General features: G+C 60.8%; 22 protein-coding genes. All 22 read right to left on the reverse strand.

What is annotated here, in order from left to right:
• Positions 1–4 precede the first annotated feature (4 nt).
• Positions 5–505, reverse strand: a complete 501-nt coding sequence (gene fliL / locus HKK54_RS01315; RefSeq protein ID WP_169385958.1) for a flagellar basal body-associated protein FliL — start codon at positions 503–505, stop codon at positions 5–7.
• A gap of 249 nt (positions 506–754) precedes the next feature.
• Positions 755–2125 carry a flagellar hook-length control protein FliK gene (locus HKK54_RS01320; RefSeq protein ID WP_169385959.1) on the reverse strand — a complete coding sequence of 457 codons (1371 nt, stop codon included), beginning with the start codon at positions 2123–2125 and terminating at the stop codon, positions 755–757.
• Between the two features lie 477 nt (positions 2126–2602).
• Positions 2603–4155 (reverse strand): IS3 family transposase gene (locus tag HKK54_RS01325; RefSeq protein ID WP_169385877.1). Its coding sequence is split into 2 segments (ribosomal slippage): positions 2603–3693 and positions 3693–4155, totalling 1554 coding nucleotides; the frame shifts between segments, so codons are not numbered across the junction.
• Positions 4156–4703: 548 nt separating this feature from the next.
• Positions 4704–5051: an Hpt domain-containing protein gene (locus HKK54_RS01330; RefSeq protein WP_169385960.1), complete on the reverse strand. Its 348-nt coding sequence runs from the start codon at positions 5049–5051 to the stop codon at positions 4704–4706.
• Positions 5052–5081: 30 nt separating this feature from the next.
• On the reverse strand, positions 5082–6800 hold the full coding sequence (locus tag HKK54_RS01335) for an ATP-binding SpoIIE family protein phosphatase (RefSeq protein ID WP_010166065.1): 1719 nt from the start codon (positions 6798–6800) through the stop codon (positions 5082–5084).
• Positions 6797–7102, reverse strand: a complete 306-nt coding sequence (locus tag HKK54_RS01340; protein WP_010166062.1) for an STAS domain-containing protein — start codon at positions 7100–7102, stop codon at positions 6797–6799. The genes HKK54_RS01335 and HKK54_RS01340 overlap by 4 nt, the downstream gene beginning before the upstream one ends.
• A gap of 88 nt (positions 7103–7190) precedes the next feature.
• Positions 7191–7640: a flagellar export protein FliJ gene (gene fliJ, locus HKK54_RS01345; RefSeq protein WP_008434833.1), complete on the reverse strand. Its 450-nt coding sequence runs from the start codon at positions 7638–7640 to the stop codon at positions 7191–7193.
• 3 nt (positions 7641–7643) lie between these two features.
• Positions 7644–9002 carry a flagellar protein export ATPase FliI gene (fliI, locus tag HKK54_RS01350; protein ID WP_010166057.1) on the reverse strand — a complete coding sequence of 453 codons (1359 nt, stop codon included), beginning with the start codon at positions 9000–9002 and terminating at the stop codon, positions 7644–7646.
• Positions 8992–9756 carry a flagellar assembly protein FliH gene (gene fliH, locus HKK54_RS01355; protein WP_169385961.1) on the reverse strand — a complete coding sequence of 255 codons (765 nt, stop codon included), beginning with the start codon at positions 9754–9756 and terminating at the stop codon, positions 8992–8994. Before fliH ends, fliI begins: the two co-directional genes overlap by 11 nt.
• A 10-nt stretch (positions 9757–9766) precedes the next feature.
• Positions 9767–10786, reverse strand: coding sequence for a flagellar motor switch protein FliG (gene fliG / locus HKK54_RS01360; protein ID WP_010166053.1), 1020 nt, complete (start codon positions 10784–10786; stop codon positions 9767–9769).
• On the reverse strand, positions 10779–12554 hold the full coding sequence (gene fliF, locus HKK54_RS01365) for a flagellar basal-body MS-ring/collar protein FliF (RefSeq protein WP_010166051.1): 1776 nt from the start codon (positions 12552–12554) through the stop codon (positions 10779–10781). Before fliF ends, fliG begins: the two co-directional genes overlap by 8 nt.
• Positions 12555–12568: 14 nt before the next feature.
• Positions 12569–12901 (reverse strand): flagellar hook-basal body complex protein FliE, encoded by a 333-nt coding sequence (gene fliE, locus HKK54_RS01370; RefSeq protein WP_010166049.1) that lies wholly within the window; start codon positions 12899–12901, stop codon positions 12569–12571.
• 129 nt (positions 12902–13030) lie between these two features.
• A complete protein-coding gene (locus HKK54_RS01375) occupies positions 13031–14413 on the reverse strand; it encodes a sigma-54-dependent transcriptional regulator (protein WP_169385962.1) in 1383 nt (460 codons plus the stop codon).
• Positions 14414–14419: 6 nt separating this feature from the next.
• On the reverse strand, positions 14420–15631 hold the full coding sequence (locus HKK54_RS01380) for a sensor histidine kinase (RefSeq protein WP_010166045.1): 1212 nt from the start codon (positions 15629–15631) through the stop codon (positions 14420–14422).
• Positions 15632–15741: 110 nt separating this feature from the next.
• Positions 15742–17217, reverse strand: coding sequence for a sigma-54 dependent transcriptional regulator (locus tag HKK54_RS01385; RefSeq protein WP_010166043.1), 1476 nt, complete (start codon positions 17215–17217; stop codon positions 15742–15744).
• Positions 17218–17388: 171 nt separating this feature from the next.
• On the reverse strand, positions 17389–17685 hold the full coding sequence (locus HKK54_RS01390) for a hypothetical protein (RefSeq protein WP_010166041.1): 297 nt from the start codon (positions 17683–17685) through the stop codon (positions 17389–17391).
• A gap of 24 nt (positions 17686–17709) precedes the next feature.
• On the reverse strand, positions 17710–18105 hold the full coding sequence (gene fliS / locus HKK54_RS01395; RefSeq protein ID WP_010166039.1) for a flagellar export chaperone FliS: 396 nt from the start codon (positions 18103–18105) through the stop codon (positions 17710–17712).
• A gap of 130 nt (positions 18106–18235) precedes the next feature.
• Positions 18236–19627, reverse strand: coding sequence for a flagellar filament capping protein FliD (gene fliD, locus HKK54_RS01400; RefSeq protein WP_169385963.1), 1392 nt, complete (start codon positions 19625–19627; stop codon positions 18236–18238).
• A gap of 80 nt (positions 19628–19707) precedes the next feature.
• Entirely contained in the window at positions 19708–20067 is a 360-nt protein-coding gene (locus HKK54_RS01405; protein WP_169385964.1) for a flagellar protein FlaG, read from the reverse strand.
• A 74-nt stretch (positions 20068–20141) separates the two neighbouring features.
• Complete coding sequence (locus HKK54_RS01410) at positions 20142–21575, reverse strand: flagellin N-terminal helical domain-containing protein (protein ID WP_169385965.1); 1434 nt, start codon at positions 21573–21575, stop codon at positions 20142–20144.
• Positions 21576–21841: 266 nt separating this feature from the next.
• Complete coding sequence (locus HKK54_RS01415) at positions 21842–22771, reverse strand: ketoacyl-ACP synthase III (protein ID WP_003214601.1); 930 nt, start codon at positions 22769–22771, stop codon at positions 21842–21844.
• Between the two features lie 303 nt (positions 22772–23074).
• Positions 23075–24658: a flagellar hook-associated protein 3 gene (locus HKK54_RS01420; protein WP_169385966.1), complete on the reverse strand. Its 1584-nt coding sequence runs from the start codon at positions 24656–24658 to the stop codon at positions 23075–23077.
• Between the last annotated feature and the right edge of the window lie 6 nt (positions 24659–24664).

The following is a 24664-nucleotide window of genomic DNA, read 5'->3' on the forward strand; positions in this document are numbered from 1 at the left end:
GATCCTACTGCAATACGAAATTAGTGAAGAGCACCTGCTCGATCACAGGTTTGCCGACTTCCTTCTGGGCCACTTCCTGCACACTGGCAGTGACCTTCTGGCGCAGCATTTCCTGGCCCACCGGGGTGGCGAGGGTGTCGAAGGGCTGGGCAGAGAACAGCATCACCAGGTTGTTGCGGATCACTGGCATGTGCACCTTGAGGGCATCCAGGTCTGCCTGGTTACGCGCCAGCAGGGTAATGCTCACCTGCAGGTAGCGTTGGCGGCCGTTCTGATTGAAGTTGGCGACAAACGCCGGAAGCATCGGCTCGAAGATTGCCGGTTGCTTGACGTTGGGGTTGATCTCGGCAGTCGCTGCCGGTTTGCTTGCGGCACTGTGCATGAAGTACCAGGTAGCCCCCACGGACACGCCGATCGCCAGGAACAAGCCCAGAACAATCAGCAGGATAAGCTTGAGCTTGCCCTTGCCTGCGGGTGCTTTTGCTACGTCGTCGCTCTTCGCCATGCCAATAATCCGTCACTATTCGGGGATTCATAGTTCTGGGGAAAGGCAAGAGCAAGTGTTATGCCAGAGTTGTCTGTTCAAACGGGAAGAGTGAGGTGCTCTTACTCACAACGCCGATTAACTGTGGGAGCTGGCTTGCCTGCGATGAGGCCCTGCCAGGCGATATCTTGATTGCTGACCCACCGCTATCGCAGGCAAGCCAGCTCTCACATGACCCGATTCCAACTGGAAATAAGGCCACTCTTCAGATCAGGCGTAATAGTCCACCGCGCTGGAGCCGATCACGGACTGCACAACCGGCGCTGCGACTTCAGCCACTTCACCGACACCGCCGCCATCAGCCCCATCACCCCGCCCGCCACTGCCACTGACGCCGCGGGCCTGGTTCTGCTGTTGCTGGTCCTGGCCCTGTTGACCCTGCCAGCCACGGGACTGGTCGGACACGTTGACGTCGACCTGGCCCATGCCCTGCTGGGCGAACATCTCCCGCAGGCGTCCCGACTGGCTTTCCAGGGCTTCACGCACCACCGCGTGGCCGCTCATGAAGGTGACCTGCGCCTGTTGGTCGGCGGACATTTTCACGCTGATGTCCAGGCGGCCCAGTTCAGCAGGCTGCAACTGGATTTCGGCCGACTTGAGGTTGGCGCTGGACAAGTACATGACCCGGTTCACCACCTCATCCGTCCAGCCGCTCTGGTGCATGGCCAATGGCGCGTTGGCGACCGGCGGCAAGGCATTCGCGGTTTTCGGCGTGGCAGCCTGGGTCAGCGCGGCGAGACGGTTGGCAAAGTCATCGACACGGGTGTCGCTGCTGGCGTCCTTCAGGTCCTTGAGGCCGCCGTCGATCAGGCCGGTAAAGGCTTTGTCGCCGCCCTGGTCGGTGCTGTCCTTGGCCGCTTGCTGATCGACCATATTGGCCAGGCCCGTGGCGAAGTTTTGCGCGGCGGTCGGCTGATCCTGGGTCGGGGCCGGGGCGGTTTTTGCCGGGGTTTGGCTGCTGGCGGAAACGTGTCCGCCCTGCTCCATGGCCAGGCGCACGGCGGGCATGGCGTCCAGCGGATCGGCCTCGGGGTCGAAGGCGGGCTTGGCGTCGTCGGTCGCGGCCACCGCAGGTGCCACCACGGGTTGGGCCTTGTCATCTTTCGCTGCCGCCGGTGCCGGCGTCTCGACGGGCGCCGGCGCTGCGGGAACGGGAACGGGGACGACCGCCGCCACAAGCGCCGGGTCGACGGTGGGGTCAACCGGGGGTTGCTGGGCCAGGGTCGGGTCGTCTGCAGGCGCCGTGTCGTCAGCCTTAGCGGTGGTGTCCGGGGGGTCGGACTTGGCCGGCGGGGTGGCAGGCAAAGTCTTGCCGTTATCGGCAACCGATGGGGTGCCGGCGGCAGGCTTGTCGTTGTTGGCGGCGGGCTTTGCGCTGCTGTCCGCAGGCTTGTCGCGGGTGGATCTGGTGGTGGTGTCGGTGGGTTTTGCCGCAGGCGTGGAGGCCTGGTTGGCGAACACCTGAGCGAAGCCCGGGGCCTTGTCCCGCGGGTCCGCAGCCACTGCCGGTGGATTGGCAGCGGGCGCTTGAGGCTTGGCCGCAGGGGCCGCCTGAAGGAGCGAATTCGGGGTGATTGCCATATATAAGAGTCTCCGCCGCACAGGGGTCGAGGGTGCGGTTACAGGAGGTAGAGCAAGAGTTGGGCCAGCTTTTGGGTTTGGTGTGTATATCCGTTGTTTGGGTTAGGGCCGCTATTGGTTCCGCTCTTACAGCGGCTCACTTTTGAACAGCGCAAAAGTAAGCAAAACGCTCTTGCCCCACCACTCGGCACCTCGCTCAGGCTCGGTGTGCCCTCAACTCCGGTAGTACTCCGCGGGCCGCCGCGACGGGGCGTCCCTGCCCCGTCGCGGCTAAACCGGCGTCCTGCCGGTTTACCCGCTCCGTACTACCTGCGTTCGGCCAGCGTGGTTTAACGGGGCGCCTAAGATCAAGATCAAAAGCAGATCAAAAACACAGCGGCCTACAGGCCGGCTTGAGTGGTGTGAAGCAAAGGCAAGATCAAAATCAAAAGCGGGCACGCGGCGTTTTTCAAGGTAGTTGTCGCGCTCATCGTCGTACTACGCGGCTTTTATTACCACTGTCAGCTCCCTTTCAGGGTTCAGATACACCGTCCCGATAGGGTTCCAGTTGCGTGTCTCACCTGACCATCTTTCCGGTCTTCTCTCTCTGGCTTGCCTGTATACCGCATCTCGGCGAGCCAAGATTTCCCGGTCTTTCCCTTCGTGACGTTGAGCGGGTGTCACGAAGCGGATCCGACTATGACGGTGCACGGTGTTGTACCAGGTCATAAAATTCCTTACCCAGATACGCGCCTCATCCAGGCTGGAAAACCCGTCCTGCGGCCACTGCGGGCAGTATTTCAGCGTTCTGAACAACGATTCCGAGTACGGGTTGTCGTTACTGACCCGTGGTCTACCGCGAGACGGCGTGATGCCCAAGTCGTACATCTTGGTTAGTAGCGTTAACGATTTCATCGGCGCACCGTTGTCCGAGTGAAGCACCAACGGCTGGAGCCAACACTTTTCCTGAGTCACGCTTCGTTGCAGCAACGCGGCTGCTTTTTCACCGCTTTCTGCTTCGTAAACTTCCCAACCCACCGCCTTCCGGCTGTAGATATCCTCGATCAGATAGAGGTAGTAAAACTTTCCGCGAACCGGTGACGGCAAGTAAGTGATGTCCCATGACCACACTTGATTGGCGGCGGTCGCCGCATAAGTCGTGGGCGCCTCATGACGATGCGGCCGCTTGGCACGCGAGCGATGTTGCTGCTGACCTGCCGCGTGCAGTACGCGATAAAATGTCGCCTCCGAGGCCATGTAACGCCCCTCGTCAGCCAGCTGTGGCACGATTTGGCTCGGCGGCAGATGCGCATAGGTTTTGCTGTTGCACAGCGTCACGATACTTTGCCGTTCAAGCTCACTGAGTGCGTTGTTCGGCATCCGCCTGAGCGTCGTCGTGCGCCCATCCGCCAAGATTTCTTCCGGCAAATTCCAGCGTTGCAGTGTCCTCAGTGAAAGGCCTACCTCCTGACAAGCAGGCGCCCTGCGGGCGCCCGCCAGGATGGCTTCATTGAGCCAACCAACGAGTAAATACCGTTCTGGCAACAAGGTCAGTTGTCCTCGTCGTCGCTCCCCCAGTAGGCATTGAGCTTTTTTCTCAGCACCAGTAACGCCGCCGTCTCGGCCAGCGCCGCATCCTTGCGGCGTAGTTCGCGCTCAAGCTCACGGATCCTTTTTTTATCATCCCGTGACTGCCCTGAACTCGCCGTTTTCGCAGCTGGTTTTTGGGTGCTACTGGCGATAAACGCATTACGCCAATCGGTAATCTGCTCGGGAAAAATACCTTTTCTTCGGCAATATTCACCGATCTCCAGTTCCGACAGCGAACCGGTCTCTATGATGACCGTCAGTTTGGATTCGGCTGACCAATTTTCGGCGGGTTGTTTAGCGTCGGACAATTGCGTTCCTCTGGCAGCAGCTTGTTTGCGCCAATAATGGAGAGACATATCGCTGCAACCTTCGCGGCGAGCGACCTCCGCTGCTGAAAGGCTCAGGGGCGGAAGCATCATTTTCAGCAGTGCGGCTTTACGTTCATCTGAGTAGAAAGGCATGACCATACTCTTGCCGCCCCCGAAATGTGTTCAAAAAGCGGTGGACGCGACAACTACCCTGACACCGGGGGCACGGTGAAATGTGGGAGCTGGCTTGCCTGCGATGGCATCGCCTCGGTGTACCTGAAAAACCGAGGTGTCTGCATCGCAGGCAAGCCAGCTCCCACAGAAAAGCAGAGCTGCATCCGTTTCAGATTTGGCTTTCGCTTTTGATCTGGCTTCTACCACTCAAGCCGGCCTGTAGGCCGCTGTGCTCTTGCTTTTGATCTTGATCTGGCTCTGACTGCCCCAATAAGCCCGAGGCCGAACGCAGGGATTGAGGAGCGGGTAAACCGGCAGGACGCCGGTTTAGCCGCGACGGGGCAGGGACGCCCCGTCGCGGCGGCCCGCGGAGCAATGCCGGAGTGAGGGAACACCGAGCCTAGGCGAGGTGCCGACAGGCGGGGCAGAGCCCTTTGGTTACTTTGGGGCTTTTCCAAAGTGACCCGCTGTAAGAGCGGAACCATAAGCAGCCGTTACCGAAATAACGGATATACACCCCAACAGCGTCAGAGCCCAAACCGCTCCCGCTCATGCTCATACAACGGCCTTACCAACGCGAACTCATGGTCAATTTCATCCACCAACCGCCCCAAATCCGCAACCACAGGCTTGGCCGACCGATCCTCAAGCAACTGACAAAGCTCAGCCAACCGCACGGCCCCAAGGTTACCGCTACTCCCCTTGAAGCTATGGGCAATCCGCCCCAACGCCTTGGCATCATCCCGCGCCCGGCGCAGCGCCTCTACCCGCTTCTGCGAGTCATCGAGAAACGTGTCGAGCAGCTTCGGATACTCGCCCTCCATGACCTCCTGCAAGCCGGTCAGCACATCGGGGTCCAGATGAATCTCTGCCACTTGTTCGCTCCTTGATCAAGAATCGGCGGATTATGCCAGAGCCTTCCATGAAAACTCCACGCACACACACCGCCCGCCGTCAGTCCAGCCTACATCGCTGCTCAACTGACGTACCAGGCTCAACCCCCGACCAGACAGACGGTCAACATCCAGCGGCCTGGCCAGCACCTTCTCCACATCAAACCCCGGCCCACTGTCCTCGATCCGCAAGGTCAGGCAACCGCCCTCCCCGGCCGGCACCACATTCAGGTGCACCCGCACATACCCGCTGTTCACCTGCGCCAGCCGCTCATTACGCTCCCGGTAATACGCCGCAAATCCCTGGGCATCCCGCTTCAGCCGCGAATCCAGCCCCAGCACACCATGCTCCAGGGCATTGGAATACAACTCCGCCATCACCGTGTACAACGCACCGCTCTGCTCACGCAGCCCATGAATCTCCAACAGCAGTTGCAGCAAATACGGCAAAGGGTTGTAGGACTTGAGCGTCTCGGCACGAAATTCAAAGCTGACCGACCAATCCAGCGGCGACGACTGGCCGCTGTCGGAATACATCACCGACGGCGAGCGCAACACCTCCCCCGCCTGCAGGCTGATTTCCACCATGCTGATGTCATCGCGCACTTCACCGCGAAAACCCGCCAGGGCCTGCTCGATCTCCTCGAACAACCGGTCGGGCTCGCGATTGGCCGCAAACACCTGCTGCAAACGCTCGGCGCCAAACAATTGCTCGTGGGCATCGGCGGTGTCCAGCACGCCATCCGACAACAAGAACACCCGGTCACCCAGCGCCATCGGCCAGACTTCAGTGCGGTCATCAAACGCCTCGGCCGCCAATATGCCCAGCGGCAAATGCCGAGACAGCAGCGGCGTGCGCTTGCCGGTGGCGATTTCATGCACGTAGCCCTCGGGCATGCCGCCGTTCCACACTTCCACCACCCGCCGCTGGGCGCTGAGGCACAGCAGGGTGGCGCAACAGAACATGTCCACCGGCAAGATGCGCTTGAGCTTGGCGTTCATCTCCCGCAACGTCTGCGCCAGGCCGTAACCCTTGGCGGTCATGCCGTAGAACACTTCCGCCAGGGGCATGGCGCCGACCGCGGCGGGCAAACCGTGGCCGGTGAAATCCCCCAGCAGCACATGCATGTCACCCGACGGCGTATAGGCGGCCAACAGTAAATCGCCGTTGAACAGCGCGTAGGGCGATTGCACGTAGCGAATATTCGGCGCGGCGTTGATACAGCCGGAGTGGGCGACCTTGTCGAACACCGCCTTGGCCACCCGCTGTTCCTGCAACAGATGGTCGTTGTGCCGGGCGATCAGGTCCCGCTGCTGTAATACCGTGGCCTGCAAGCGGCGCAGTCGGTCCATGGCGTTGATCTTCGCCGCCAGGATCACCTGGTTATAGGGTTTGGCCAGGAAGTCATCACCGCCCGCATCCAGGCACTGGGCCAGGGCTTCGCTCTCGCGCAGGGAGGTGAGGAAGATGATCGGCACCAGCGCTTCCCCCGCCAGGTGCTTGATCTGCCGGGCCGCCTCAAAGCCATCCATGACCGGCATCAGGGCGTCCATCAACACCAACTGCGGCCGCTCGCGGATGAACACTTGCACCGCTTCCTCGCCGTTGCTGGCGGTGATCACCTGGTGGCCCTGGCGGCGCACAATGGTCGACAGCAACAACAGGTCAGCGGCGCTGTCTTCGGCGATCAACACCGTCAGCGCCTCAAGGACCGGGGCCAGGACGCTCAAGTGAGGTCGAACAGTTTGTCGAAGTTGGAAATGGCGAGGATCTTGCGCACGTCGGAGTTGCTGTTGACCACCTGCACTTCGGCATTGTCGCCACCGGCATGGTCACGCAACAGCAGGAGCATGCCCAGTGCCGAGCTGTCCATGTAGGTGGTTTCCTTCAAGTCCACCACGTAGATCTCGGGCACCTTGTAGAACCGCTCGTAGGCATCACGAAAGGCCTGGTGGCTACCGAAATCGAATCGCCCCCTGACGGTGATCGTCAACTTCGTCCCGTCCAGGGACACTTCTGATTCGACTGACATACGACTGCTTCCTTGTCATTGGCAATGTGCAACAAGGTTTAGCAGGTGATGGGGAAGTGGGCAAATCCATGCAGCAGCGGTGGCGTGGTTAATAGGGGTTTTGGCGGGGAAGACGTTGGGACAGCTCATCGAGCAATTTCTGCTCGCGTTTGTCTTCCAGCGCACGGGCTTCGTCGATGTAGCGCTGCACCAGTTTGCGCAGGCCTTCGACCCGGGCGTAGGCCTGTTGCCAACTGTCGCGGGCCTTGTCGACGTTGGCCTGGTGCCACGCCAGGCTCTGGCGTTGCTGGCCGACAGCGGTTTCCAGTTGATTGAGAAAGCCCTGGTACCCCATCAGCCATTGCCCGGACACGCCCTTGCTGCCGCGCTCGATCCACTGTTGCTGATACTCGCCGCGAAAGCGCTCCAGGTCGCCCAGTTTGCTTTCCGCCAGGCGAACCTGGCCCTGGAAGTACCCCAGGCGCTGGACGGCGGTCTTTTCGGCTTTTTCGGCCATGTCCACCACTGGGGCAAGGCGCGCGGCACGCGTGTTGGCCATGGGTTATCCGCCTGGCGCCGGCGCGAATATGGTGCCCAGGTGCGCCTCGCTTTCACCCATGCTGATCTTGTCGTTGAGGCCCTGGCGCAGGTAGGTCACCAGTTGCGGTTGCAGGGCAATCGCCAGGTCGGTCTCGCGATCACCGCCGGCCACGTAGGCGCCCACGCTGATCAGGTCGCGGCTCTGTTGATAGCGCGACCAGAGTTGCTTGAATTGCTGCGCACGCATCATGTGCTCGGGTGTGACCACCGACGGCATCACCCGGCTGATGGAGGCTTCGATGTCGATGGCCGGGTAGTGCCCTTCCTCGGCCAAGCGCCGGGACAGCACGATATGCCCGTCGAGCACGCCACGTGCCGAGTCGGCAATCGGGTCCTGCTGGTCATCGCCTTCGGAGAGCACGGTGTAGAACGCGGTGATTGAACCACCGCCGGCCTCGGAGTTACCGGCGCGCTCCACCAGCTTGGGCAGCTTGGCGAACACGGACGGCGGATAGCCCTTGGTGGCCGGCGGCTCGCCGATGGCCAGGGCGATTTCCCGCTGGGCCTGGGCGAAACGGGTCAGGGAGTCCATCAGCAACAGGACGTTCTTGCCCTTGTCGCGAAAATATTCGGCGATGCGTGTGCAGTACATCGCGGCGCGCAGGCGCATCAGCGGCGCGTCGTCCGCCGGCGAGGCGACCACGACGGAACGCTTGAGGCCTTCTTCGCCCAGGCTGTGCTCGATGAATTCCTTCACCTCGCGGCCCCGCTCGCCGATCAGCCCGACCACGATGATGTCGGCCTCGGTGAAGCGCGTCATCATGCCCAGCAACACCGACTTACCCACGCCGGTACCGGCGAACAGGCCCAGGCGCTGGCCGCGGCCCACCGTCAATAAACCGTTGATGCTGCGAATGCCCACGTCCAGCGGCACGCTGATGGGGTTACGCTTGAGCGGGTTGATGGTCGGGCCGTCCATAGGCACCCAGTCTTCCGCCTTCATCCCGCCCTTGCCGTCGAGGGCGCGGCCGGCGCCGTCGAGTACGCGACCGAGCATGCTCATGCCCATCGGCAGGCGGCCCGTATCAGCCAGCGGCACCACACGGGCGCCGGGGGCAATACCGGCAACGCTGCCAACCGGCATCAGGAATACTTTGCTGCCGGAAAAACCCATTACTTCGGCTTCAACCTGCACCGGGTGGTAGCTGTCGTCGTTGATCACCATGCAGCGGCTGCCCATGGCGGCGCGCAGGCCTTCGGCTTCCAGGGTCAGGCCGACCATGCGCAGCAGGCGGCCCTCCAGGATCGGCTGGCCCGGCAACTCGGTGACGTCGGCATAGCCACCCAGGCGCTTGGCGAAGCTGGTGCGATCAAGGCGCATCGGGGGTGTCCAGCTCGACGCTCAAGTCAGGCTCGGCGGGGTGCAGTGCCTGCTCGTGCAACTGGTCAAACAGCTTGGCCATGATCTGGCTGATGCGCGTCTCGATCGTGGCGTCGATGCGGCTGTGTTCAGTCTCCACCCGGCAACCGCCGGGCAGCAGCGCGGCGTCTTCGACGATGCGCCAGGTTTCTTCATGGCGCTCGCGCAGGGCTTTGACCTGTTCGAAATCCTGCGGGTTGATGTACAACCGCACATTGCCGACGCCCAGGGGCAGCAGCTTGAGGGCTTCGCGCATCACGCTTTCGATTTGCGTGGAGTCCAGCGCCAGCTCGCGCTGGATCACCTGGCGAGTGATGTGTTCCACCAGGCCAACCATGGCTTTTTCGATCTGGGAATCCTGCTCGGCAATCGGATCGAACAGGCTGCCCATCAGGGTTTCCAGGCTGGCGAGCTTGACGCTCAGCGCCGCCTCGGCTTCCTGGCGGACCTTGAGGGTGGTGCTGCGAAAGCCGTCTTTCTCACCGGTGGAAAAGCCCTCGTTGTAGGCTTCCTGGCGAATGCTTTCCAGCTCTTCCAGGGTCAGTGGCTGGACTTCTTCCAGCGGCACTTCTTCCATCTCGGCCGGCGGCTCTTCTACCGGCTCCGGCTCAGGCTCCGGGCGATGCGGGTCGAAACTGGGCAGCGACCAGACGTCGAACCCTCCGACGTCCCGTGCGCGAATCAGATCGCTGGGCGTCTCATCTTTGTTCGACATGCGCGGCGCCTTAAATCATTTCTTCGCCGCCCTTCCCACCGAGAACGATTTCTCCGGCTTCGGCCATACGGCGGGCAATGGTGAGGATTTCTTTCTGCGCAGTTTCCACGTCGCTGACGCGCACCGGGCCCTTGGCCTCGAGGTCGTCGCGCAGCAGTTCGGAAGCCCGCTTGGACATGTTCTTGAAGATCTTTTCCTTGACGCCTTCGTCGGAGCCTTTGAGGGCCAGCACCAGCACGTCGGAGGAGACTTCCCGCAGCAACGCCTGGATGCCACGGTCGTCGACATCGGAGAGGTTGTTGAACACGAACATGAGGTCTTCGATCTGCACCGACAGGCTGTCGTCGATCTCGCGGATCGAGTCCATCAACTGGCCTTCCACCGAGCTGTCGAGGAAGTTCATGATGTCGGCCGCACGCTTGATGCCGCCCAACGTGGTACGCGAAGCGTTGGAATTGCCCGAGAACTGCTTCTCGAGAATCGTGTTGAGTTCTTTCAGGGCCGCCGGCTGCACGGTGTTCAACGACGAGACGCGCAGGATGATGTCCAGGCGCACCTTGTGGTCGAAATGGCCGAGCACTTCACCGGCCTGGTCGGGGTCGAGGTACGCCACCACGATCGCCTGGATCTGCGGGTGTTCGTAGCGGATCACATCGGCCACGGCTCGCGGTTCCATCCACTTCAGGCTGTCGAGGCCGCTGGTGTTGCCACCCAGCAGGATGCGGTCGATCAGGCCGTTGGCCTTGTCTTCGCCCAGGGCCGAGGTGAGCATCTTGCGAATGTAGCTGTCGGAGCCGACGCCCAGGCTGGTCTGGTCGCCGACGATCTCGACGAACTCGCTCATCACCTGCTCGACTTGCTCGCGGTGCACATTGCGCATCTGCGCCATGGCCACACCTACCCGTTGAACCTCTTTGGGGCCCATGTGGCGCAGCACTTGGGCGGCGTCGGTTTCTCCCAGGGACAGCAACAGCACGGCGGCTTTGTCGACCCGGGAGAGTTTGGCTACAGCGGCTCGAGCATCACTCATCTGCGTTAATCCACTCTTTCACGACCTGGGCCACACGACCCGGGTCTTCGGCCACCAGGCTCTTGATTGCGTTCAACTGAGCGTCATAACCCTCGCTCGGGCTCGGCAACAGAATGCTTTGCGGGCCACCAAGGCTCACGCGGTCGTTGGCCAGTTCGCCATCGAGGCCACCCATGCCCCCCAACTCGACGTCGCCGCCTGCCAAAGCAAGCTGCTTTTTGCCGTGGCCGGTGATGTTGTTGAGCACCGGACGCAGCACGCCGAACACCAGCACCAGGATAAACAGCACACCCAGCACTTGCTTGACGATGTCCCAGAACCACGGCTGAGTATAGAACGCCGCCTCGGCGATGACTTCGCCACGCTCGGCGGAGAACGGCATATTGATCACGCTGACGCTGTCGCCACGGCTGGCATCGAAGCCCACCGCGTCCTGCACCAGGCGGGTGAAGCGCGCCAATTCATCGGCGCTCCACGGTGCACGGGTGACGGCGCCATCAGCGGCGTTGACCTTGACCTGGTCATCCACCACCACCGACACCGACAGGCGATTGATCCGGCCCTGCTGCTGCTTTGTGTGGCTGATGGAGCGGTCAAGCTCGAAGTTCTTGGTGGATTGTTGACGCTTGTCGGCCGGGTACGGCGCCAGCATCGGCTGGCCGGTGGCCGGGTCCATGATCTGCTGGCCGTTGGCGTCCAGCAGCGGCTGGCCAGGTTGCACCGCGCCTGCGGTAGCGGCAGCGCCACCGGTGGTTTGCGGGGCGGTAGCCGGGGTTGGCGGCTGGTTGCTCAGGGCACCCGGCACACCTTGCGGGCCATTGCTGGCGGTGCGTTGTTCAGTGGTCGACTGCTCGCTGCGCAGGGCCGGTTGGTCCGGGTTGAACTGCTCGGAAGTCGATTCGACCGCGCTGAAATCCACATCGGCCGACACTTCAGCCTTGTAGCGATCATTGCCCAACACCGGTTGCAGGATGTTGTGCACGCGCTGGGTCAGCATGCTTTCCATGCGACGGCTGTAGTCGAACTGCTTGCCGGCCATGGTCAGCGAGGAGTTTTCCGCCATGTCGGACAGCAGGTTGCCCTTCTGGTCGACCACGGTGATTTGCGACTTGCTCAATTCGGGAACGCTGGTGGCCACCAGGTTGATGATCGCCAACACCTGGCCAGGCTCCAGCGAGCGGCCAGCAAACAGTTCGACCAGTACCGAGGCGCTGGGCTTGCGCTCGTCGCGCACAAACACCGAGCTTTTCGGAATTGCCAGGTGCACGCGGGCACCCTTGACGTTGTTCAACGCGGAAATGGTGCGCGCCAGTTCGCCTTCCAGGCCGCGACGGTAGCGGGTGGCTTCCATGAACTGGCTGGTGCCCAGGCCCTGGTCCTTGTCGAGGATCTCAAAGCCGATATTAGCGTCGGACGGGGTCACGCCGGCGGCCGCCAGTTTCATGCGCGCACGGGCTACATCATCGGCCTTGACCAACAGCGCGCCAGAGTTCGGTTCGACGGTGTAGGCAATATCTGCCGCCGCCAGGGTTTCCATGATCTGCTTGGAGTCCATGCCCGCCAGGCTTCCGTACAGCGGGCGGTAATCCGGTTGCTGGGACCACAGCACCACGGCAAAACCAATCGCCACGCTGGCAGCCAGGCCGACCATCAGGCCCACCTGACGCAGCATGGTCATCTCGGAGAGGTTTTCCAGGAACGACAGGCCAAACAGCGGCGGCTTGCCGTCTGCCTTGGCGGGTGCGTTATCCACGACTGCTTCTGCCATGACTCAAATCGTCCTTAAACCGGCATCTGCATGATGTCTTGATAGGCTTGAACCAGCTTGTTGCGCACCTGGGTCAAAGCCTGGAATGAAACGCTGGCTTTTTGCGAGGCGACCATCACGTCGGTGAGGTCCACGCCGCTTTTGCCGATCTCGAAGGCAGTTGCCAACTGATTGGAAGCCTGCTGGGTATCGCTGACCTTGTTGATGGCCTGACCGAGCATGTCGGCAAAGCTGCTCTGACCCAATTCCGGTACGGCTTGCGCGGCGGATTTCGGTTGAGACATGGCATCCATTTGCATGGACCGCATATCCAACATCAACCGATTGAATTCAACACCCTGGCTCATGAACGTTCTCTCCGACGACCCGCAATTTTTTGACACTACGCAACGGTTACTGGGGTGGTAGCAACAAGGGTGCCAGCTCCGTAGCAATTCGTAAGAAAAGGCGACTAACCCTGTCGGCTTCGAGAATTCTCAAGTGGCGTAGAGGTAGGCTTCCACGTCCATTCCGGCATCGCGCATCTGTGCCAACTTGTAGCGCAAGGTGCGCGGGCTGATGCCCAGGCGCTCGGCGGCCTCTTTGCGGCGGCCGCGCTCGGAGCGCAGGGTGTCGATGATCATCTGGAATTCGCGGCGGCGCAGGTCGTCGCCCAAGGCACCGGCCGACTCGGCGGGCGCGGCTTCAATCTGCGGCGCAACCGCCAGCGTCGGCAAGGGCGCAGCGCCCGTGCCCATGGCAAGGCAGAAATCCTGGGGCTGGATCAGGCCGCCCTGCTGCAAAATCAACGCGCGCTGGATCGCATTGTCCAATTCCCGCACGTTGCCGGGCCATGGGTAGCTGATCAGGCAGGCCTGGGCGTCGGCCGACAGGCGCGCCTGGGCATGCTTCATTTTATTGACGTGCTTGCTCAGCAAGCGCTCTGCCAGCGGGATGATGTCTGCCGGACGCTCGCGCAACGGGCGCCAGGCCAACGGGAACACCGAGAGCCGGTAGAACAAATCCTCACGGAAGCGCCCCGCCGCCACTTCGCCCGCCAGGTCGCGGTTGGTGGTGGCGACCACGCGGATGTCCAGCTGGATCGGCTTGCGCGCCCCCACCCGCTCCACTTCGCGCTCCTGCAATACCCGCAGCAATTTGGCTTGCAGGCCCAGGGGCATTTCGGAGATTTCGTCGAGCAGGATCGTGCCGCCGTCCGCCTGTTCGAACTTGCCGGCCTGCGCCGCGATGGCGCCGGTGAACGAACCTTTCTCATGGCCGAACAAGGTGGCTTCGAGCATGTTGTCGGGGATGGCCGCGCAGTTGATCGCAATGAACGGCTGGCTGGCGCGATGGGATTGCTGGTGAATGTAGCGCGCCAGCACTTCCTTGCCGGTGCCGGACTCACCGGAGATCAGCACGGTGGAGTCGCTGCGGGCCACGCGGGCGGCCAGTTCCAGCAATTGCGCACTGGCCGGCTCGAAGGCAATCGGACCTTCACCCTCGGCGGCGCCGAGGGTGCCAAGGGCGTGCCGGGCGACCAGCTCGATCAAAGCTTTTGGTTCGAAGGGTTTGACCAGGTAATCCGCGGCGCCCTGGCGCATGGCATCGACGGCACGCTCCACCGCGCCGTGGGCGGTCATCAACAGCACCGGCAACTGCGGCTGACGCCCACGCAACAGGCCGAGCAATTGATGGCCATCCATGCCCGGCATGTTCACGTCACTGACCACCAGGCTGAAGGACTCCTGATCGACCGCCGCCAAGGCTTCTTCGGCCGAACCGACCGCCCGGTAGTCATGGCCCGCCAGCAGCAGCGTGTCAGCCAATGCTTCACGCAGGGCGCGATCGTCTTCAACCAATAAAACCTTGATAGCCATGACCTTTTACTCCGCGCTGACGGCGCATGAAAACAGCGGCAGCGTGATCAACGCGCACGTGCCTCGACCCAACCGGGAATGCAGCTGCAATTCTCCCTGATGCGCACGGGCGACCGCCTTGACCACGGTCAGGCCCAGGCCAGTACCGTTGGTTTTGGTGGTGAAGAATGGCTCGCCCAGGCGTTGCAGCACCACCGGCTCAATCCCGCTGCCACTGTCGCTGATGCTCAGGCGCAAGGTGTCGCCACGGTTGTACAGGTGCACTTTGAGCCGCGCCCCGGGGCCACTGGCCTGGGTCGCGTTTTCGATCAGGTTGAGCAGCGCGCCCACCAGGGTGTCGCGGTTGCACAGCAGCTCGCCGTGATGGCTGTCGCACTGCCAACGAACTGAAGCTTCCTGGACATGCGTCGCGGCGGCAGCTTGCAGCGACTGCATCAACGCGGCGGGGGTGACGCGGTCGGTCAGCGGCAATTCGCCGCGGGCAAACACCAGCATGTCGCGCACTTGATGCTCCAGTTCGTGCAGGCGCTCTTTGAGGCGACCGGCAAAACGCTGGTGGGTGGCCGCCGGCAATTGCTCATCAGTCAAATGACTGGCGTAGATCAGCGCGGCGGACAACGGCGTACGAATCTGATGCGCCAGAGAAGCGACCATCCGCCCCAGCGACGACAGGCGCTCATGGCGTGCCAACTGGTCTTGCAGATGACGGGTTTCGGTCAGGTCGTTGAGCAGCACCAACTGGCCGGGCTCGGCATCCAGGGAACGGGTGGCGATGGACAGGCGGCGCCCGTCCTTGAGGGAGATTTCGTGGCCATCGTCTTCTCGCGGCGCAAAGCAGCGGGTGATGACTTCGCGCCACAGCTCGCCCTCCAGGGGCAGGCCGAGCATGTCGCAGGCCGCCGGGTTGGCTTCGCGCACGCGGCCCTGGTCGTCGATGACGATCACGCCACCGGGCAACAGGTCGAGGAGGTTTTGCAGACGGTTGGCCAGGCGTTCTTTCTCGGCCAGCTCTTCCATGCGCTGGGCACTGACCACCGCCAACTCGCCTTTGAGCTCGGAAACCCGGGCTTCCAACAGGCTGTAGGAGTCAGTCAACTGGCTCGACATCTGGTTGAACAGGGAAAACGCCTGCTCAAGCCCAAGGCGGCTGATCTGCTCTACGGAGGGGGCAGGCCCCTGAATGTCAGGGACCGAAGATAGTTGGGCGGCGTGGGGCATCATGCTCTCTCGCTTGGCTGACCGTCAGTTAAACGGAACGTTGCGAGTGCTGTAGCAATACCCGTGCCTAAAAAAATAGGCTTAGTTTTCAGTCAGTTGAAAAACAGGCGTCAATCATCCGCCTGTTCATCACCTTCGCGACGGCTCATGCCGTACTTGCGCATCTTCTCCACCAGGGTGGTACGACGGATACGCAGGCGTTCGGCAGCGCGGGCGACGATGCCGTTGGCGTCGTCGAGCGCTTGCTGGATCAGGCCTTGCTCGAGGCTACCGAGGTAGTCCTTCAAGTCCAGGCCTTCGGGCGGCAGCATGGCGGTGGAACCGAAGTCCGGCGTATGGCCGTTGATGGCCACGCGCTCTTCCAGGTCGCTGCGCAGGCTGTCGACCAACTGCTCGTCTTCGTCGTCGACGTAGCGAAATTTCTTCGGCAGCTCGACCACGCCGATCACCCCGTACGGGTGCATGATCGCCATGCGCTCCACCAGGTTGGCCAGCTCGCGGACGTTGCCCGGCCAGCCGTGGCGGCACAGGGACATGATCGCCGCCGAATTGAAGCGAATCGAGCCGCGCTTTTCGTGTTCCATGCGCGAGATCAGTTCGTTCATCAGCAGCGGGATGTCTTCGACGCGCTCGCGCAGGGGCGCCATTTCGATCGGGAATACGTTGAGGCGGTAGTACAGGTCTTCGCGGAAGCTGCCGACCTCGATCATGCTTTCGAGGTTTTTGTGGGTGGCGGCAATAATGCGCACGTCGACGCTTTGGGTCTTGTTGCTGCCCACGCGCTCGAAGGTGCGCTCCTGCAGGACCCGCAGCAGCTTGACCTGCATCGGCAGCGGCATGTCGCCGATTTCGTCGAGGAACAGGGTGCCGCCGTTGGCCAGCTCGAAACGCCCGGCACGGCTGGTGATCGCCCCGGTAAAGGCGCCCTTCTCGTGGCCGAACAGTTCGCTTTCCAGCAGTTCTGCCGGGATCGCCCCGCAGTTGACCGGCACAAACGGCCCGTCGCGGCGCTTGGAATGGTAATGCAGGTTGCGTGCGACCACTTCCTTGCCGGTGCCGGACTCGCCGAGGATCAGCACGCTGGCGTCGGTGTCGGCCACTTGCTGCATCATCTGGCGCACGTGCTGGATCGCACGGCTGGTGCCGACGAGGCTGCGGAACAGGTTGGGTTCGCGGTGACGGCCGCGCTCGCGGGCCTGGTCGTACATCTCGCGGTAGACCTGGGCACGGTGCAGGGAGTCGAGCAATTTGCTGTAGCTGGGAGGCATTTCGAGGGTGGAAAGCACGCGGCGGCGCTGGTCTTCCGGAAGGTCCACGGAAGAAATATCGCCCATCAGCAACACCGGAAGGAACTCATCCCAGGTTGACAGTGTCTTTAACAAGCCCAGAACGGCGCCAGGAGCGTTTACCGTCCCGATCAGCACACAAATGACTTCACGGCTCGACGTCAAAGAGCTGACCGCCTGCTGCCAGTCGTGGCTGCCGCAGGGTAGATTTTCTTCGCCAAGAAAATTCAGGATCACCGCCAGGTCGCGGCGCCGGACGCTATCGTCATCGATCAGCAGAATTTTGGTTTCACGCCACATGCAATAGCAACTTCCCTAGTAAAACTCTAATGCCCTCGAGTTGGGGCAATCTAGATTGCTGTAGGCATTTTCTGCGCTACGGCTTTCTGACGTCTGAAAATAGCACTAGTTAAGTCAAAAAATCGTGCACAGTCAAATTTATGACGCGCGGTGTTCGGATTAACTGAGCCTTCAGCCGAACATATGGTAAACCTTTGACGCGTGTTTAGCTCGGTTGAACTGCGACATCTCTTCGAAAATAGCCTGGCGCTCCCCTGTTGTCGCTTCAAGCAACTGCTGGTAGACCGAAAGCAAGTCTTCCAGTTTTGCCCGAATGGCCGCCTCATCCGCCGAATCCTCGTTGAGCGCAGCATCGATCAACGCGCGGCAGCCCAAATCCAGTTCGCCGATTGCACTCCAGTTGCGCTCAGCCAACGCCTCGGACAGCGCTTCACGGGTCTCGTCGATTTTTTGCAATGCTTGGCTCATGACATCGTCCTCAGGCCTCGCGGCCTACTGTACCTCTGTGGCAATACCATCCCAGCCTTCCTTGAGCGTAATCAAAAGACCTGCGACCTCATCGATCATCGCAGCGTCGTTCTGACGGTTGGCTTCCAGCAGGCGCATGCTCATGAAGGCATACAGGTTATCCAACTGCTGCAGCGCGATCGGGTCCGGTGTCTTCTCGGGGTTAAGACCGTCACGCAACCCAACGAGGATGTCCACCGCCTTGCCCAGCATCAGCCCCTTCTGCGCGATATCACCGCGAGCCATCGCACCTTTGGCCTGCGCCATACGATCCAGTGCGCCTTCCATCAGCAACTGCACCAGGCGGTGCGGGCTGGCTTCGGAGATCTGGGCGTGGGTGTTGACCTTCTGGTATTGGCGAAGGGCTCTCATGGGATTCATGTTTCTACCTCGTGACAGGCGACAACTAAAAAGGGTGGATGCTGATTATTATGTCGACGGCGTTACACAAAACTTTAGCCCGCCTGGCGCTGTGACACAGCGCTTTCGGCGGGCTTTATGTGTCCGTCAATCAGGTGGACTTCGGATTGTTCAGCGAGTTGAGCGTGGTCATTACGCTGTCGCCTTGGGCCTTGAGCTGCGCCACCAGGGAGTCCATCGCGTTGTATTTCAGGGTCAGGGAGGCTGTCAGGGCACTGGAGCGGGTGTCCAGGGCGCTCTGTTGATTGGTCAGGTCCTTGAGGTTGTCCTGAAGCGTCGTGGACTTTTGGGCGAACACCCCGGTCTTGCTCAGCGCATAGTTGGCGGTCGCATTCGTCAGGCCCGTCAACAGCCCGTTGGGGCCGGTGAAGATGCTGTTGATGTCGGAGCCGTTAGTGAGGGCTGCTTTGTCAAACGCCACATCACTGACGCTCAGCATGCCCGTTGTCTGGTCAGTGGTCACACCGAACTGCGCCAGGGATTTGAACGCGCCGCTACCGGTCACCGAGTTCATCACGTTGCGTATCGACGCCATCATGGTACGGACGGAGCTGTCCCCGGTCAGCGCACCTGGCGTGACGGAACCGTCGGCGTTGGTGGTGACCTGAGTCTCGGCATTCACAGCCTTGACCAATGCACTGTAGGTGTCCGTGAAGCCCTTGACGGCCGACTTCAGGGTGGCGGCGTTCGCAGACACCTTGATCGTCGAAGCGCCGTTAGGGCCGTCAGCAGCAGCCGAAACCCCCGTCAAGGTGATGCTCACACCACTGATAGCGTTGGGCAGGGTATTGCTCGTGGATTCTTGAGGGCTGCCGTCCAGGTTATACACGGCGTTCACCGGCGCCGCGCCCACGACCGTAGCGCCCGTATCCAGGCCCGAGGAGCCCTTGAAGGTGATGTCGCTACCTTTACCGGTCGTCGAGGACGTGACCACCAAACGGGAACCGTTGGAGTCAGTCAGGATGTTGGCACTCAAGCCCGCATTGCCGTACTGCGAGTTGAGCGAGTCACGCACCTGCTGCAGGGTGCCGCCCGGCGGCACACTGACGCTGTAATCCTTGCCGGACTGGGAGACCGTAAACACCGTCGCCGAAGCCCCGGAATTGACAACGGCCGTCGGCCCGCCGGGAATCACGGCGGTGGAGACTTTTGACGCCGTGGCCAAATTGGTAACGTTCAACGTAAAGTTGCCGGCGGCGGCGCCCGGGCCCAACGTGATCGTCGCGAGCTTGTCGTTCGAAACCGTCGCACTCAAGCCGCTGAAGTTGACGGTCTTGGTCATGTTATCCAGCGCGCCCCGGAACGCGTCCAGGGCCGCCTGGATTTTACCGATCGAGGTCAGTTGCGCAGTGGATATTTTGGTCTGGCTGTCGATCTGCGCTTGCTTGGGTGCGGTTTGCGAACCCACCAACGACTTCACAAGACCTTGAACGTCGATGCCCGTACCCGGGCCGTTGACCGTTAGACCTGCTACGACTGTCATCGTCTTTCTCCTAATCCGGGGCTGATGCTTTATTGACGAATCACGCTCTAGGCAGTTTTCGCAACAAAGTTCATGCCAGTTTAGACCTTGGCGTCAAACAGCAAGCTGCTGGCGTCATGAAGGCTCTGGGCGAGTTTCAGGGCCAATTCCGACGGAATCTGGCGAATGACCTCACCGCTTTCGGTCGCAATGACCTTGACCACAACCTGGTGGGTGGAGTCATCAATGGAAAAATCCAGTTTGCGCTGGGCAGCCTGGATGAATTCGTTTATGTCGTTGACCGCTTTTTTCAAATCGGTGTGGCTCGCTGGCTGCTGGGCATCTTTCGCGCCAGCAACGGCGTCCACCTTGGGCTTCTGCGGATCGGCACTGACAGGAGCAGGTGCATTCTGTGGCGCTGCCGCAGGGTAAGACAGGTTCAGCTTGACGCTCATGTCCATGACCAATCACCTCATTAGACAAAAGACAAAAGGGCACGTAAACGCGCCCTTCCGTCAGTTACCAAGCGCCGTTATTACTGAAGCAGCTTCAGTACAGCGGATGGCAGTTGGTTCGCCTGGGACAGGATCGCAGTCGAAGCCTGTTGCAGGGTTTGTTGCTTGGTCAGCTGAGCGGTTTCAGCAGCGAAGTCAACGTCCTGGATCACGCCACGGGCAGAAGTGGAGTTGTCCGAGATGCTCTGCAGGTTGGCGATGGTGTTGTCGAAACGGTTTTGTACAGCACCGAGGTCAGCACGCTGGGAGTCGATGGTGGACAGTGCTTGGGTCAGCACGTCAACAGCGCTCTGTGCGTTGGCAGCGGTGGTCACGTCAGTGTTGCTGACAACAACTTTAGCCGAGTTGACAGCGGTAGCACCCGCTGCGCCGAACACACCGGTAACACCGTTACCAGCCAGCGAGTAGCTGGAGCTGGAGTTCAACGAGACTTGGCCAGTAGCAACCAGGTTTGCAGCGGTCAGGGTTGCGGCAGTGCCGAACTGACCGTCGCCGCCCTTGGTTTGCACGCCGATGGTCTGGCCGCCAGCGTCAGCACCGGAGAAGGTGAAGTTCTCACCCGAGTCGGATTTGATCGACAGGGAGTCGGTCGACTGGTCGAAGTTAACGCTGATGCCCAGTTTGGCAGCGTTGGAGTTCAGTTGGTCAGCCAGGTCAGAAGCTTTGGTGATACCGGTGAAGCTAACCGAAGCGCTGCCTACGGCCAGAGTGAAGCTGCCACTTGGGTTAGGAGCCGCGAAGGCTGGAACAGTGAACTTGGCTTCGTTGCTGGCAGAGGCCTGCAGGCCGCCAACCGCGCCGTTCAGTTGAGCAGCGATAGCCTTGGCAGAGGCGCCGGCAGCAATGGTCAGTGCAGCAGAGGTCTGGCCGCCACCGGTAACAGTGATAGTGCCGCCTGCAACGCCGGCGCCTGGAGTCTGAGCACTGGACAGCAGCTGCTGCGAACCAATGTTGTTAGCCGATACGTTGCCCAGGCTCATGTTGATGGTCTGGTTGGCGTTGGCGCCCACTTGGAAAGCGGTAGTACCGAAAGAACCGTCCAGCAGGTTACGACCACCGAAAGTGGTGGTAGAAGCGATACGGGTCAATTCAGAAGTCAGAGCCGCGTACTGAGCCTGGTTCGACTTACGGTCGTCAGCGCTGAGCGAGCCGTTAGCGGACGACAGAGCCAGGGAACGCATGGTCTGCAGGATGTTGGTGGATTGCTGCATCGCGCCTTCAGCAGTTTGCGCGATGGAGTTACCGTCACCGGCGTTCTTGATGGCAACGCCCAGACCGTTGATTTGGCTGGTCAGACGACCAGCGATTTGCAGGCCGGCCGCATCGTCTTTGGCGCTGTTGATACGCAGGCCGGAGGACAGGCGCTGCATGGAAGTTTGCAGGGCGCTGGAAGCCTTGTTCAGGTTGTTCTGAACGGTCAACGAAGCAAGGTTGGTGTTTACTGTTAATGCCATGACGAAATCCTCGTGGGTGGTGTACTGCGGCTTCCGGCCCTGGCAACCGCCGGGTGTGGCCTAGAGAACCTTCGTAATAGTTATCGTCGTGAAAGCAGGTTGCTTGAGGACTTTTTTGATTTTTTTTACTGGCGCCGTGCCACCCCTTTTAATTCAAGCATTTACGATAGCCCAAACCCCAGCAATTGTTGGCTTTCTGGCGCCAAATAAAAAACGCCCATGATCTTTCGATCATGGGCGTTTTTTTGTGCAGCGCCTTTAAGCCATCAAGGGCGGTGCAAAATCGCCGAACCCCAGGACAGCCCCACACCAAAACCACTGATGGCGACGCGCTTCCAGGTGGAGTCGAGCATGTGCTTTTCCAGCAGCAGCGGAATGCTCGAGGACACGGTATTGCCGGTCTCGACCATGTCCTTGATGAACTTGTCCACCGGCGCGTCTTCGAAACGCCGGGCCACGGCGTCGACAATCGCCGCACTGCCCTGGTGGATGCAGAACGCATCGATCTCGTCAGCCTTGAGGTCCGATTCGTTGAGCAGCTCGTGCAAATGCGCCGGCACCTTGAGCAAGGCGAAGTTGAACACCTGGCGGCCGTTCATGAAGAACACGCCATCGCTGACCTTCAAGTGCGGTGCACCGGAACCGTCAGTGCCGAACTTGGACTTGCCCAACTGCCAGGGCGCGTCTTCACCCATCCAGGTGGCAGTCGCAGCATCGCCGAACAGCATGGTGGTGTTGCGGTCTTCCGGGTCGACGATCTTGGAGTACGGGTCGGCAGTCACCAACAGGCCGTTTTTCAGGCCAGTGGCTTCCATGAAGCCCTTCATCGCATAGATGCCGTAGACGTAGCCCGAGCAGCCCAGGGAAATGTCAAAGGCCGCCACGTGCGTCGGCAGGCCCAATTTGTCCTGGACGATGGCCGCGGTGTGAGGCAAGCCCTCTTCGTCGCCGTTCTGGGTCACGACGATCAGCGCGTCAATGGATTCGCGCTTCAAATCGGGGTTGTTGGCAAACAAGGCGTTGACCGCCTCCACGCACAGATCGGAAGTTTCCTGCGCGGCATCCTTGCGCGGCAGGAACGCCGAACCGATCTTGCCAATGATGAATTCTTCATCCTTGGCGAATTTGGCACCCTGGGCGTAGTTATCAATCCCGTCTGCCGGCACGTAACTGGCGATGCTTTTTATGCCAATCATTGTGGCTTCCCAATACTAAATAGCTGGAGAACACCCCGCGAAACACGTCGCCGGGTGCTGACAATAATGGGGATAACCCCGCAAAAAACTCGCCGAAAACCGCCTTTGTACCCTGGCGGCAGGCCCTCGCAGAGACCTGGCGACGACCTATCCTTTTCACACGATACAGTGAAGATGCGCTTTATGACTCACAGGTCACTCAATTTTCTGCGCTTTATGCGAAACACGGGGACATACAAACCCCAAAAACAACAACGGCCCACCCCGTTTCCAGGGTGAGCCGCCGGTTTGCACACGCGGGCATCACATTTTGTTGAACAGGCTCAACTGAGAGATTTTCACAAAGGCCAACTGAGAGGCCTGCAACATGGTTTGCTGAAGTTGCAGGTTGATCGCGGCCTGCCCCATGTCGACGTTGCCCAACGAGCTCATGGTGTTGGTGTTGGCAGTCCCCAGGCTGGTGTTTTCATCCGTTTGAAGGTCCAGGGCGTTCTGGCGGGCACCAATGGAGCCACGCACCTGATCAATCTGCGAACTGGCGTTGTTCAGGTTGCCGATGGTCTTGGCCACCACATCCTTGAGATTGTTCTGCGCGACCAGATTGCCATCCGCCGGCGTTTCCAGGGCTTTACGCAATTGGCTCAGGGTGTCCAGCGCGTTTTCGTTCTTGTTGCTGACAGCGCTGACCGCAAACTGATCGCCCGCCCCCGGCGCACCGCTGAGGTCAAAAGTGACGCCTGCCGCGTTGATCGAGGTCGCACCGGCCGCCATGGTGCCTGTCGCGATGGTCTTGCTGTTTGGGGTGTAGGGCTGCGCATACACCTCATACGTGGTGCCGCTGGTGAATTTGATCACCGCACCGGTATTCGGGAACGTGCTGGCGTAAGCCGCCTGATCCGTCACCTGGCCGCCGGTCACTTGTGCGGTCGACGGGTTGCCGGGCGAACGCGAAGCACTGAACGTGTCCGGCTTGGATTGCAGGGTGAACGCCTTGCCCGCCACCAGCGCATCGGAGGCCGCTCCAGGCGCCACGTCCGTGCCCAGGTTCAGGCTGATATCGAACTTCACGCCCCGCAGGTTGACGCTGGACGAGCCTTCTTTCGTCGCGTCGAAGGTGCCGTTGCCGGGGATCTCGGAGGTAATGTCGTTACCGTCCTTGTCGGTCACGGAATACTGCGTGCTGCTGCTGAAGGTCAGCTTGTAGGGCTGGCCATCGGTAAAACTCTTGGTGTAGGTGACACCGGAGGTCACTGTGCCCGCCGACACCGCAACCTTGCCGTCATTGACCGCAGGCGGCAACAAGTTGGCTTGGGTACGGCCGGTATTGGTCGAGCTTTCCATCAGCGCCTTGCCGGTGTCACCAGCCGCCATCGACAGATTGTCCGAGATCTGCAGGCTCAGCGGCGTCTCGTCGCCCTGATACGTGTAGGTGCCGTCGTTATTGCGGATGTAAGGCGGCGTGTCGGTTTTTGCCCCGGAAAACATGTAGTTGCCGTTGGCATCCTTGGAGTTGAGCAAGCCCAACACCTGATCCTCAAGCGCTCCCACCTCGCTGGCGATGGATTTACGATCATCATCGCTGAGGGACTGGTTAGCTGCACGCAGTGCCAGTTCATTACCGCGCTGCAAGGCGGTGTTGATGCTCTTTAACACCGTCTCCTCGTTGGTCAGCGAGTTCTGCAGGGAGTTGATGTTGCCGTTGAACTGACCCAGCATGTCTTTCTGTTGCTGCAGTTGCAGCAAACGCGCGGCCGCGACCGGGTCATCCGATGCGGTTTGTACCCGGATACCGCTGCTCGCCTGGTCCTGGGCCTTCACCACACCGGAATAGTTAGTCTGATACTTGCTGGCGCTGGTGTCGAAATACTGCTGTGTAGAAATTCGCATCGTCCC

The organism is Pseudomonas sp. ADAK13 (assembly GCF_012935715.1).
GTDB lineage: Bacteria > Pseudomonadota > Gammaproteobacteria > Pseudomonadales > Pseudomonadaceae > Aquipseudomonas.

Coding starts and splice junctions, on each gene's coding strand:
- fliL (WP_169385958.1), bottom strand. CDS start 505: ATGGCGAAGAGCGACGACGTAGCAAAAGCACCCGCAGGCAAGGGCAAG.
- HKK54_RS01320 (WP_169385959.1), bottom strand. CDS start 2,125: ATGGCAATCACCCCGAATTCGCTCCTTCAGGCGGCCCCTGCGGCCAAG.
- HKK54_RS01340 (WP_010166062.1), bottom strand. CDS start 7,102: ATGTCAGTCGAATCAGAAGTGTCCCTGGACGGGACGAAGTTGACGATC.
- fliJ (WP_008434833.1), bottom strand. CDS start 7,640: ATGGCCAACACGCGTGCCGCGCGCCTTGCCCCAGTGGTGGACATGGCC.
- fliI (WP_010166057.1), bottom strand. CDS start 9,002: ATGCGCCTTGATCGCACCAGCTTCGCCAAGCGCCTGGGTGGCTATGCC.
- fliH (WP_169385961.1), bottom strand. CDS start 9,756: ATGTCGAACAAAGATGAGACGCCCAGCGATCTGATTCGCGCACGGGAC.
- fliG (WP_010166053.1), bottom strand. CDS start 10,786: ATGAGTGATGCTCGAGCCGCTGTAGCCAAACTCTCCCGGGTCGACAAA.
- fliF (WP_010166051.1), bottom strand. CDS start 12,554: ATGGCAGAAGCAGTCGTGGATAACGCACCCGCCAAGGCAGACGGCAAG.
- fliE (WP_010166049.1), bottom strand. CDS start 12,901: ATGAGCCAGGGTGTTGAATTCAATCGGTTGATGTTGGATATGCGGTCC.
- HKK54_RS01375 (WP_169385962.1), bottom strand. CDS start 14,413: ATGGCTATCAAGGTTTTATTGGTTGAAGACGATCGCGCCCTGCGTGAA.
- HKK54_RS01380 (WP_010166045.1), bottom strand. CDS start 15,631: ATGCCCCACGCCGCCCAACTATCTTCGGTCCCTGACATTCAGGGGCCT.
- HKK54_RS01385 (WP_010166043.1), bottom strand. CDS start 17,217: ATGTGGCGTGAAACCAAAATTCTGCTGATCGATGACGATAGCGTCCGG.
- HKK54_RS01390 (WP_010166041.1), bottom strand. CDS start 17,685: ATGAGCCAAGCATTGCAAAAAATCGACGAGACCCGTGAAGCGCTGTCC.
- fliS (WP_010166039.1), bottom strand. CDS start 18,105: ATGAATCCCATGAGAGCCCTTCGCCAATACCAGAAGGTCAACACCCAC.
- fliD (WP_169385963.1), bottom strand. CDS start 19,627: ATGACAGTCGTAGCAGGTCTAACGGTCAACGGCCCGGGTACGGGCATC.
- HKK54_RS01405 (WP_169385964.1), bottom strand. CDS start 20,067: ATGGACATGAGCGTCAAGCTGAACCTGTCTTACCCTGCGGCAGCGCCA.
- HKK54_RS01410 (WP_169385965.1), bottom strand. CDS start 21,575: ATGGCATTAACAGTAAACACCAACCTTGCTTCGTTGACCGTTCAGAAC.
- HKK54_RS01415 (WP_003214601.1), bottom strand. CDS start 22,771: ATGATTGGCATAAAAAGCATCGCCAGTTACGTGCCGGCAGACGGGATT.
- HKK54_RS01420 (WP_169385966.1), bottom strand. CDS start 24,658: ATGCGAATTTCTACACAGCAGTATTTCGACACCAGCGCCAGCAAGTAT.